Below are 9,941 nucleotides of genomic sequence, written 5' to 3' on the forward strand. Positions count from 1 at the left end.
GCTGCGCCGGTGCGGTATTTCTACGACACCGAGTTCATCGAGGATGGCCGCACCATCGAGCTGATCTCCATCGGAGTGGTAGCCGAGGACGGTCGCGAGTATTACGCCGTCTCCACCGAATTCGACCCGGATCGGGCGGGCAGCTGGGTGCGGGCCCACGTGCTGCCCAAGCTGCCGCCCCCGGCCTCTCAGCTGTGGCGATCCCGTCGTCGCATCCGCGATGACCTGGAAGAGTTCCTCGATGTGACGGGTTCGGAGCCTATCGAGTTGTGGGCCTGGGTGGGGGCGTATGACCACGTGGCGTTGTGCCAGCTGTGGGGGACGATGCCGGATCTGCCCCGGGCGATACCCCGATTCACCCGGGAGTTGCGCCAATTGTGGGAGGAGCGGGGATCCCCGCGGCTGCCCCCTCGGTCCCGGGACGTGCACGACGCGCTGGTGGACGCTCGGGATCAACTCGATCGCTTCCGGATCATCACGGCCCACGATGGTTCGGCCAGGCGTTCGCCCTGATCAGCCGACGAACGGCCACAGTTACGATGGACCGATGAACTGGACCGTCGACATCCCGATCGACCAGCTGCCGTCGCTGCCGCCGCTGCCGTCTGACCTGCGCGCACGCCTGGACGCCGCGCTGGCCAAGCCGGCCGTCCAGCAGCCGAGCTGGCCCGAAGACCAGGCGACGGCGATGCGCACGGTGCTGGAGAGTGTGCCGCCGGTCACCGTGCCGTCCGAGATCGTCCGGTTACAGGAGCAACTCGCGCTGGTCGCCAAGGGCGAGGCGTTTCTGCTGCAGGGCGGCGACTGCGCCGAGACGTTCACCGACAACACCGAGCCGCACATCCGCGGCAATATCCGCACCCTGCTGCAGATGGCGGTGGTGCTCACCTACGGTGCCAGCCTGCCTGTGGTGAAGGTGGCCCGCATCGCGGGCCAGTACGCCAAGCCCCGGTCGTCGGACATCGACGCGTTGGGGCTGAAGTCCTACCGCGGCGACATGATCAACGGCTTCGCCCCGGACGCTGCGGCGCGCGCGCACGACCCGTCGCGGCTGGTGCGTGCCTACGCCAACGCCAGCGCCGCAATGAATCTGGTTCGGGCGCTCACCTCATCGGGATTCTCGTCGCTGCACCTGGCGCACGACTGGAACCGCGAGTTCGTCCGCACGTCGCCGGCCGGCGCGCGATACGAGGCACTGGCTTCCGAGATCGACCGTGCGTTGCGGTTCATGAGCGCTTGTGGGGTTTCCGACCGCAATCTGCAGACCGCGGAGATCTACGCCAGCCACGAGGCATTGGTCCTCGACTACGAGCGCGCCATGCTGCGCCTGTCCGAAGTCGAGAACGGCGAGCCCCAGCTCTACGACCTTTCGGCACACACCGTGTGGATCGGTGAGCGCACCCGCCAGCTCGACGGGGCGCACGTCGCCTTCGCTGAAGTGATCGCCAACCCGATCGGCGTCAAGATCGGCCCGACGATGACTCCGGAGCTGGCCGTCGAGTACGTCGAGCGCCTTGACCCGCACAACAAGCCGGGCCGGCTGACCCTGGTGAGCCGGCTGGGCAACAACAAGGTCCGCGACGTGCTGCCGCCGATCATCGAGAAGGTGCAGGCCGCCGGCCACCAGGTGATCTGGCAGTGCGACCCGATGCACGGCAACACCCACGAGTCCTCGACGGGCTACAAGACGCGCCATTTCGATCGCATCGTCGACGAGGTGCAAGGGTTCTTCGAAGTGCACCGCGCCCTGGGCACCCACCCCGGTGGGATCCACGTCGAGCTCACCGGCGAGAACGTCACCGAGTGTCTCGGTGGAGCCCAGGACATCTCGGACACTGACCTGTCGGGCCGCTACGAGACCGCCTGCGACCCGCGGTTGAACACCCAGCAATCGCTAGAGCTGGCCTTTCTGGTCGCGGAGATGCTGCGCGACTAGCGGGCGCGGGCCGCTACAGCAAGCTGCTCAGGTGCACGCCCAGGGTCCAGCCGGCGGTGGCGACGAGTCCGGTCAACGTGAGCACCACCGCAATCCAGATGAGCACCATGCGACGGTTGTGCTGTCGCTCCCAGATGAACTCCTCGATCGAGATGCCCGCGAATTGCCCTGAGTCGGGTGCATATTCGTCGACGCCCCAGTCGGATTCGTCGTCGGATTCGTCGACGCCCCAGTCGGATTCCTCGACGCCCCAGTCAGGTTTGTAGTCGGGTTCGGACGGCGGTTCGGGGTCCGGCCACTCATCGGGGTACGGGTCGCGGGTGAACTGTCGGGTGGGGCGCTGGACCGGCGGCGCGGCGGTGTCTTGGCGCTCGGCCGCGCGGTCGCGCTGCATCATCGCCGACCGGTGCTGGGCCGAATTGCGCGGTGCGGGCACCCGAAAGTCCGGCAGCCCCAGCTCTTCGGCGATCGCCTCCACGTCGGCGGCCATCTCGATCGCGTCGGCATACCGCTGAGCGGGGTCGCGAGCGGTCGCGCACGCCACGAAGTCATCGAATTGTGGTGGCACGCCGTCGATTACCGCACTGGGCGGTGGCACGTCCCTATCCAGCCGCTGATAGGCGATGGACAGCGCCGAGTCACCGGTGAACGGGGTCTGGCCGGTCAACAGCTCGTAGGTGAGTATCCCGGCCGAGTAGACATCGCTGCGCGGGCCGGCATTGCCGTCGCGCACCTGCTCCGGCGACAGATAAGCAGCGGTGCCCAAAATGACACTGGCGGAAGTGATTCCGGCACCCGCCACCGCCCGGACCAAGCCGAAATCGGCGATCTTGACCTCGCCGTCGTCCGAGATCAGGACATTTTCCGGCTTGACGTCACGGTGCACCAGACCGGCGCGATGGGCTTCGGCCAGTCCGCCCAGCACCGGCCGCAGCACCGCCACCACGGCGTGCGGCGGCATCGGACCGCGTTCCGTCAGTAGCTCGCGCAGCGTGCCGCCCTCGACGAGTTCCATCACCAAAAACGGGTGCCGACCGTCGTGCCCCTGGTCGTAGACCGCTACTACGCCCGGACTTTTCAACCGCGCCACCGCGCGCGCCTCGAGCTGAAAGCGGGTCAAAAACTGCTGGTCACCCGCATAGCGGCTGTCCATCACTTTCAAGGCGACCGGCCGGTCCAGCCGGGTGTCCACCCCCCGATACACGGTCGAAGTGCCGCCACTGGCGATCTTGGCCTGGACGAGATAGCGGCCGTCCAGCAGCGTGCTGTGCCGCGGGTCTCCCGTCTCAACCACGGAGGCCATCGTAGGTGCGCGACGCAATCTCGTGCGGAAACTTCGTGGGGAAACTCAGCCTCAACGCGCACACCTGGTCGTCCTTGAAGTTCTAGACTGACCCCGTGGGCAGCATTCCGGCCGGCGACGATGTTCTGGATCCCGACGAGCCAACCTACGACCTGACCCGGGTCGCCGAATTGCTCGGCATACCGGTGAGCAAGGTCCAACAGCAACTCCGCGAAGGTCACCTGGTTGCGGTGCGCCGCAACGGCGGGGTGGTGGTCCCGCAGGTCTTCTTCACCAACACCGGCCACGTCGTGAAGAGCCTGCCCGGGTTACTGACGATCCTGCACGACGGCGGCTACCACGAGACCGAGATCGTGCGCTGGCTGTTCACCCCGGATCCGTCGCTGACCGTCACCCGCGATGGCTCCCGTGACGCCCTGAACAACGCCCGCCCGGTCGACGCCTTGCATGCCCACCAGGCACGCGAGGTGGTGCGACGCGCGCAGGCTATGGCGTACTGACCGGCTACTCCTCGACGCGCTCGGGCTCGTCCTGGCGGTGCAGCGAATACCAGGCCAGCACCGCGAACGCGGTTGCGAGCCCCACGTGTAGCCACGAGTACATGCCGTGCGATCCGTCCGGTTTGAAGATCACCATGATCCAGGTCGAAATCCCGGCGACGGCTGCCATCGCACGCCGTGACTGCGCCAGCGGAGCCAGCACCGCCAACGGCCAGGAGTAGTACCACGGCAGCGCGGCGGGCACGAACAGCACCACGACCAGCATTACCCCGGCGATCCCGGTGAGCGCGGCCCGGTCGTCGCGACGGAAACGCCACCACAAAACCGGCAGCGACACCCCGATGATCACGATGCCGACAAGCCGCGCGATCCGTAGCACGGTGTAAAACTGGACCGCGAACAGCCCGCTACCGAAGAAATGCACCAGGTTCGCGACTGCGGTCGGGATGGTCAACCAGTTGATGATCTTCACCGAGCCTGCCAGCGCGGTCATCCAGCCCAGGCCAACCCCGGCGATCAGGGACAGCACCCCGAAGACCGCGACACAGATCGCCAGCGACGACAGCGCGGCGACCACGAAAGCCCGCGCCGGACCCCAGTTACGGTCCTCGCGCAGGTGCCGCATCCACACCCAGAACATGAACGGCAACGCCAGCCCCGCGGTGGCCTTGACCGCGATGCCGACGGTGAGCAGCGCGATGCCGCCGACGTGGTGGCGTTGCAGAGTCAACGCGATGCCGGCGGCCATCAGGCCCACCATCAGCATCTCGTTGTGCACGCCTCCCATCAGATGGATCAGCACCAGCGGGTTGAGCACGCAGATCCACAGCGCCTTGGCGCCGTCGCTGCCGACCTGATGCGCGAGTCGGGGAGCTGCCCAGATCAACAAGACGAGCCCGGGCAGCATGCACAACCGCAGCAGCATCGTTCCCGCAACGACATTGTTCCCGACCAGCATCGTCACCAACTTGGCCACCAGGATGAACGCCGGGCCGTACGGCGCCGTGGTGATCGTCCAGATCGGGCTGACGTCGTCCAGCAACGGGTTCGGGTTGCCGACCGGCCCTACCGCATAAGGGTCCAGGCCGTCCCGCAGCAGCGCACCCTGGGCCAGATAGGAGTAGGTGTCCCGGCTGAAGACCGGCACCGACAACAGCAACGGCGCCAGCCAGAACGCGGTGGTGGCCCGCATGACGAAATCGCTGGTTTGGCCGGCGAGCGCGCGCCGACCCAGCCGCAGCCACGCGACCACGACCAGGATCACGCCCAGCCACAGCAGCACCGAGGACAACACCAGCCCGTGGCCGAAACGCAGCCAGGACAGGTGAATCGACTCCAGCAGGGGATCGTGCTGGCGGGTGCTGCCCGCGCCCAGGCCGCCCACGGTGATCAGTGCGGAGCCCAGGAAACCCTGCCGCGCGGGAGCGGCGCCATCGGTGGCGATGAATGTTCTCAGCTGCGAAATGCCCTGTCGAAGAGGAGCTTTCGGCGCAATCGTCGAAGTTGTCGGGTCTGTCGGGTCTGTCGGGTCTGTCGGGTTTGTCGGGGTTGTCGGGGTTGTCATTGGATCACGCGGACCGCTCGGTGGCCAGCCGGGCCAGGTCCGACAACCCCGCTTTAGCGGTCGCGTTGATCGGAGCCGACGCCAGTGTGGCCAGTGCCCGTTCGGTGAGATCGGTGATCCGCTGCTCCGCCGCTGCCAGTGCACCCACCCCTTCGATCACGCCCCGCAGTTCGCGCACCTGCTCATCGGTCAGATCGGTACCGACCGAGGTCCGTAACAGGCTGGCCGCCAACGGGTCTGACTCTTCGGCCAGTTGGATGGCCTCGGCCAGCAGCACGGTGCGCTTGCCCGACCGCAGGTCGTCCCCGGATGGCTTACCCGTCACCGCCGGGTCCCCGAACACACCCAGCACGTCGTCGCGCAGCTGGAATGCCACCCCCAGATCGGTCCCGAACTGCTGGAAGGTCGCCAGCACATCGGGCCGGTCGGCGGCGGCGGCCACCCCGAGTTGCAGCGGCCGCAGCACGGTGTAGCAGGCGGTTTTGTAGGTGGCCACGGTCATCGCCGAAGCGACCGATTCGGTGGCCGAGGCGGGTACCGAGACCTCGGCGACGATGTCCAGATACTGCCCGCCGAGCACCTCAGTGCGAATGTCCGACCACACCCGCTCCACCCGCATCCGGGTCTCGGCCGACAACTTGGTCCGGGAGATGACGTCGTTGGCCCAGGCGTGTGCGATGTCACCGAGCAGGATCGCCGCCGACATGCCGAACTGGTCTGGTGCGCCCCGCCAACCGCGTTCGGTGTGCAGGCCGGCGAAGTGCACGTGCGCGGTCGGCCGACCGCGGCGGGTGGCTGAGGCATCGATGACGTCGTCGTGCACCAGGGCGAAGGCGTGTAGCAGTTCCAGCGCACCGAACAGCAGCAACGTGTCGGGTTCGGGTTCCTGGGCGCACACGGCGTTCCAGCCCCAGTAGGCGAAGACGGGCCGCAGTCGCTTGCCGCCGCCGAGGACGAAATCCTCCAGCCAGGCGGTCAAGGCATCAAAGTCAGCACCCAGGTGAGCGGACTCAGTGCGGCGGTCGCGCAGATACCGTTGTAGTTCGTCGGTGATGGCGCGGGCGACCTCGGCAGTAGATGCCGCCGATGCTTGCAGGCTCAGCGCAGCGCCCCTTTCTGCTCGGCAGCCTCTGGCCCGACAGTGTATGCCGCGGCCCAGCATGGGCGCCCCTATGCTGTCGTGGTGGCCCGCGTCGACGGTCACGGGGGGATGTGCGCGGCGTGGCGCGTCAGGGATGTTTTGCGGGGCAATCGGGAGGAGATGGAGCCGGGTGACGCTCAACACCATCGCGCTGGAGCTGGTGCCGCCGAACGTGGCCGGGGGTTTGGAGAAGGCATCGGAAGACGCTGCGAAAGTGTTGCGGTACTCGGCAGAGTCCGGCCTGGACGGGCGCATCCGGCACGTGATGATCCCGGGGATGATCGCCGAGGACGACGATCGCCCGATAACGATGCAGCCCAAGCTCGACGTGCTGGACTTCTGGTCGATCATCAGGCCGCAACTACCGGGGATCAACGGTCTGTGCACGCAGGTCACCGCCTTCATGGACGAACCGACCCTGGGTGAGCGGCTCGCCAAGCTGTCCGCTGCCGGGATGGAGGGTGTGGTCTTCGTCGGGGTACCGCGCACCATGAATGACGGCGAGGGTTCCGGCGTCGCCCCCACCGACGCCTTGTCGATCTATCGCGACGCGGTGGCGAACCGGGGTGTCATTGTCATTCCCACCCGAGAGGGTGAACAGGGCCGCTTCAATTTCAAGTGCAACCAAGGCGCGACGTACGGCATGACGCAGCTGCTGTATTCCGACGCGATCGTGAGCTTTTTGTCCGATTTCGCCGACAGCACCGATCACCGGCCGGAGATCCTGTTGTCGTTCGGCTTCGTGCCGAAGATGGAAGCACGGGTCGGCCTGATCAATTGGCTGATTCAGGACCCGGGCAACGCGGTGGTGGCCGACGAGCAGGAGTTCGTCAAGAAACTGGCCGGCAGCGAACCCGCCGAGAAGCGGCGCCTCTTGGTCGACCTGTACCAGCGCGTCGTCGACGGGGTGGCCGAGCTGGGTTTCCCGTTGAGCATCCACTTCGAAGCGACCTATGGCGTGTCCGGTCCGGCCTTCGAGACCTTCGCCGAGATGCTCGCGTACTGGGCACCCGACCGCCGGACTTAGCCGGAAGACTGGTCGGTCGGAGCGGTGAACCGCGGTGACCGGTCCCGGCTGGCCCACGCCAGCATCGCCACCACGCCGGCGGCGGCGAACGACGCGATGCCCAGCCAGATGCCCGCCCCGGTGAACGACCGGGTGTTCGGGTCGGTGTAGCGAGCCTGGGCGCTCATGGTGCTCACCACGCCTGGCTTGAGCTTCCACTGCACGACTTCGGGCTCGATCCGGTCACCGTTGGTGGAGGTGACTGTCCCGGGGAAGGCGACGGTCAATTCGATCTCGGCTTCGGGGTCGGTGAGCGAGGTCAGGTCGGCCCGGCCGTCCAGGATCACCATGTTGCCGTTGCGGCGTAGCGACAGGTTGACTCCGGCGGCGTCGGGGTTCATGTGCGCGAGCTGCGGCAGTTCGGCGAAGGTGAGATCGGAGAAGACGGCCTGCGACCCTACGTAGCCGTCGCTGTCGTAGTTCGACACCGCGACCTTCTGGCTGAACGGCAGGTTTGTGTCGAGCTGCGGACCGGCGTCCTTGTTGCTCTTGGGTTTTGCCGCGGCGATGATCTCGCCGGACACGAGGTCGTCGGGTGAGATGGTGAGTGAGGCCCGTACCCGCAGGCAGCCGGTGGCCAACGGCACCAGCATCAGCAGCATCACGATCGCCACCATCCGGCGGCGCCGCACGCTGACCAAACTGCGGGATGTCCGGGCTGGTTGCGGGGGAGAGCTGGCGCGCACGAGGTCATCGTGCCAGACCCGGGGTGTAGATCGGTTGAGCCGCCCGGTTACAGCGGCAGCGCGCGGCCCAGAATGGCGAAAGCGCGCGGGTCCCCGGCGAAGTAGTAGCTGCGGATGACGTCGGCGAAGCCCAGCCGGCGGTACAGCCGCCAGGCCCGATTGGCTTCACCGTTGGTCTCCGGGGTGGATAGCAGGACGTTGTCTTCGTGACGACCCGCGAGCAGGCGCCGGGCCAGCCCTTCGCCGAGCCCCCGGCCCTGTGCGCGGGGATGGATGTGCAGTTCGGTCAACTCGAAGTAACTCGTCATCAGCCGGTCGATGGCGGGCTGCGGTAAACCGCTGCGTTGCAGGCCCAGCACCACCTGCTGTTGCCACCACTGGCCGGGCGCCCCGGGGTAGCCGTAGGCGATTCCGACAAGTGGGGCGTTGCTCAGCTCCGTGGCCGTCGGTGGCTTAGCGGTGTCTTTGATGTCTTCGTCGGCGACCTGCACCGCCGCGACCGCCTTCCAGCCAGGCCGGCGGGTGTGCTCCAGCCACATGGTGGCGCGCTGGCTCTCGGTGCCCTTGGGATAGCGCATTGCATCGACATACACGCTGAGCGCGTCTGGGAGGCGGCGCTGCATCTCGTTCGCCGGGAAATCGACGAGGAAAGTCGCCAAGTCGCGCTGTCCTCCTCAGTAGGCAAACGGGGGCTTCTGATCCAGCCGCAGTTTGCGGTCGGGCAATTCCAGTATCGGACGTGGCCCTCGGGCGGCGACGGGCGGTCTTGTTGAGCAATCGTGCCCTGCACGGTCCCGGGCCGTCCCTGGCCTGCGATGCGCCGCGATAGAATCGGTGGCGAATCGGTGGTACGGCGCAGATTGACCTCGTATCATTGGTATTAATTGCCCTACAACGGGCATCGGCGCGCCATCCGTGGCCACGTGACAGTGTTTCGGCAAGGAGGGACGAATGCCACTCTCCGATCATGAGCAGCGAATGCTCGATCAGATCGAGAGCGCTCTCTATGCCGAGGATCCCAAGTTCGCCTCGAGCGTGCGTGGCGGCGGTTTTCGTGCGCCGACCGCGCGACGCCGACTTCAGGGCACGGCGTTGTTCGTCGTCGGCTTGGCGATGTTGGTCTCCGGGGTTGCTTTTAAAGCCACGATGATCGGAACGTTCCCGATTCTCAGTGTCATCGGGTTCATGGTGATGTTCGGCGGCGTGGTCTACGCCGTCACCGGTCGGCGGCTGACCGGCCGGCCTGATGCGCGAGCCGCCACGAGTCCGTCCCGCCAGCGGCGGTCCAAGGGCGCGGGGGGATCGTTCACCAGCCGTATGGAAGACCGGTTCCGGCGGCGGTTCGACGAGTAGTCAATCCGACACGGTAAATAGCGGGGTAGCCAACGGCTGCCCCGTTTTCATTTGTCGGCGCTGAGGCCGAGCCCAGCGTGGCAGGAATCGTCCGTCGGACACGCCGGACGGGCCGGGCGAAGCCGACTTGTGGCGCGTTCGTAGCGCAGTTGTGTCCACCGCGCCCCACTGCGCCCCACCCGTTCCCCACCGACAGATTCTGGCCTCTGAAATGCGGTTTTATTCGCCCTGGCCAAGGCGGCACGCTAGCTGAACCGCGTCACTGCGCGGGCTTGTGTGGGGCGATGGCACCCCGTGACGCGCGGAGGGGTGTTTTTTGGGGCGCTTCCCGCGGACTTCGGAGGTCGGTTGTGTCATTTGTCAGTGTGGTGCCGGAATGGGACCCGGTACAG

10 protein-coding genes are annotated in these 9,941 nt (G+C 66.8%); 5 read left to right on the forward strand and 5 right to left on the reverse strand.

Annotated elements, in window-relative coordinates; translation table 11 throughout:
• Positions 1-9: 9 nt before the first annotated feature.
• A complete protein-coding gene (locus A5636_RS05075) occupies positions 10-513 on the forward strand; it encodes a polyadenylate-specific 3'-exoribonuclease AS (RefSeq protein WP_065157617.1) in 504 nt (167 codons plus the stop codon).
• A gap of 34 nt (positions 514-547) precedes the next feature.
• Positions 548-1,936: a class II 3-deoxy-7-phosphoheptulonate synthase gene (locus A5636_RS05080; protein WP_065157618.1), complete on the forward strand. Its 1,389-nt coding sequence runs from the start codon at positions 548-550 to the stop codon at positions 1,934-1,936.
• Positions 1,937-1,949: 13 nt separating this feature from the next.
• Here A5636_RS05080 and A5636_RS05085 read toward each other — a convergent pair whose 3' ends face one another.
• Positions 1,950-3,230 (reverse strand): protein kinase domain-containing protein, encoded by a 1,281-nt coding sequence (locus A5636_RS05085; RefSeq protein ID WP_172827156.1) that lies wholly within the window; start codon positions 3,228-3,230, stop codon positions 1,950-1,952.
• 104 nt (positions 3,231-3,334) lie between these two features.
• On the opposite strand from A5636_RS05085, the gene A5636_RS05090 reads away from it, so the two are divergent.
• A complete protein-coding gene (locus A5636_RS05090) occupies positions 3,335-3,739 on the forward strand; it encodes an Rv2175c family DNA-binding protein (protein WP_065157620.1) in 405 nt (134 codons plus the stop codon).
• 4 nt (positions 3,740-3,743) lie between these two features.
• On the opposite strand, the gene A5636_RS05095 is transcribed toward A5636_RS05090, so the two are convergent.
• Both A5636_RS05095 and idsA2 read right to left on the reverse strand, forming a co-directional pair.
• Positions 3,744-5,303: an alpha-(1->6)-mannopyranosyltransferase A gene (locus A5636_RS05095; protein WP_081287611.1), complete on the reverse strand. Its 1,560-nt coding sequence runs from the start codon at positions 5,301-5,303 to the stop codon at positions 3,744-3,746.
• A gap of 4 nt (positions 5,304-5,307) precedes the next feature.
• On the reverse strand, positions 5,308-6,399 hold the full coding sequence (idsA2, locus tag A5636_RS05100) for a bifunctional (2E,6E)-farnesyl/geranyl diphosphate synthase (protein WP_065157627.1): 1,092 nt from the start codon (positions 6,397-6,399) through the stop codon (positions 5,308-5,310).
• 175 nt (positions 6,400-6,574) lie between these two features.
• Here idsA2 and A5636_RS05105 point away from each other — a divergent pair, with 175 nt between their 5' ends.
• Positions 6,575-7,471, forward strand: coding sequence for a mycobacterial-type methylenetetrahydrofolate reductase (locus tag A5636_RS05105; protein WP_065157621.1), 897 nt, complete (start codon positions 6,575-6,577; stop codon positions 7,469-7,471).
• Here the strand turns inward: A5636_RS05105 and A5636_RS05110 are convergent.
• Entirely contained in the window at positions 7,468-8,151 is a 684-nt protein-coding gene (locus A5636_RS05110) for an LppM family (lipo)protein (RefSeq protein WP_155763613.1), read from the reverse strand. The two genes, A5636_RS05105 and A5636_RS05110, sit on opposite strands and share 4 nt — an antisense overlap.
• 92 nt (positions 8,152-8,243) lie before the next feature.
• Complete coding sequence (locus tag A5636_RS05115) at positions 8,244-8,855, reverse strand: GNAT family N-acetyltransferase (RefSeq protein WP_155763607.1); 612 nt, start codon at positions 8,853-8,855, stop codon at positions 8,244-8,246.
• A 292-nt stretch (positions 8,856-9,147) separates the two neighbouring features.
• Here A5636_RS05115 and A5636_RS05120 point away from each other — a divergent pair, with 292 nt between their 5' ends.
• The gene (locus A5636_RS05120; protein WP_065157622.1) at positions 9,148-9,549 is read left to right on the forward strand and encodes a DUF3040 domain-containing protein; all 402 of its coding nucleotides are present in this window, start codon (positions 9,148-9,150) and stop codon (positions 9,547-9,549) included.
• Positions 9,550-9,941 lie beyond the last annotated feature (392 nt).

Origin of the sequence: Mycobacterium asiaticum, from assembly GCF_001673315.1 — a bacterium.
GTDB lineage: Bacteria > Actinomycetota > Actinomycetes > Mycobacteriales > Mycobacteriaceae > Mycobacterium > Mycobacterium asiaticum_B.

Excerpts from the sequence above, each read along its gene's own strand:
- A5636_RS05080 (WP_065157618.1), top strand. The coding sequence starts at position 548 with ATGAACTGGACCGTCGACATCCCGATCGACCAGCTGCCGTCGCTGCCG.
- A5636_RS05095 (WP_081287611.1), bottom strand. The coding sequence starts at position 5,303 with ATGACAACCCCGACAACCCCGACAAACCCGACAGACCCGACAGACCCG.
- A5636_RS05120 (WP_065157622.1), top strand. The coding sequence starts at position 9,148 with ATGCCACTCTCCGATCATGAGCAGCGAATGCTCGATCAGATCGAGAGC.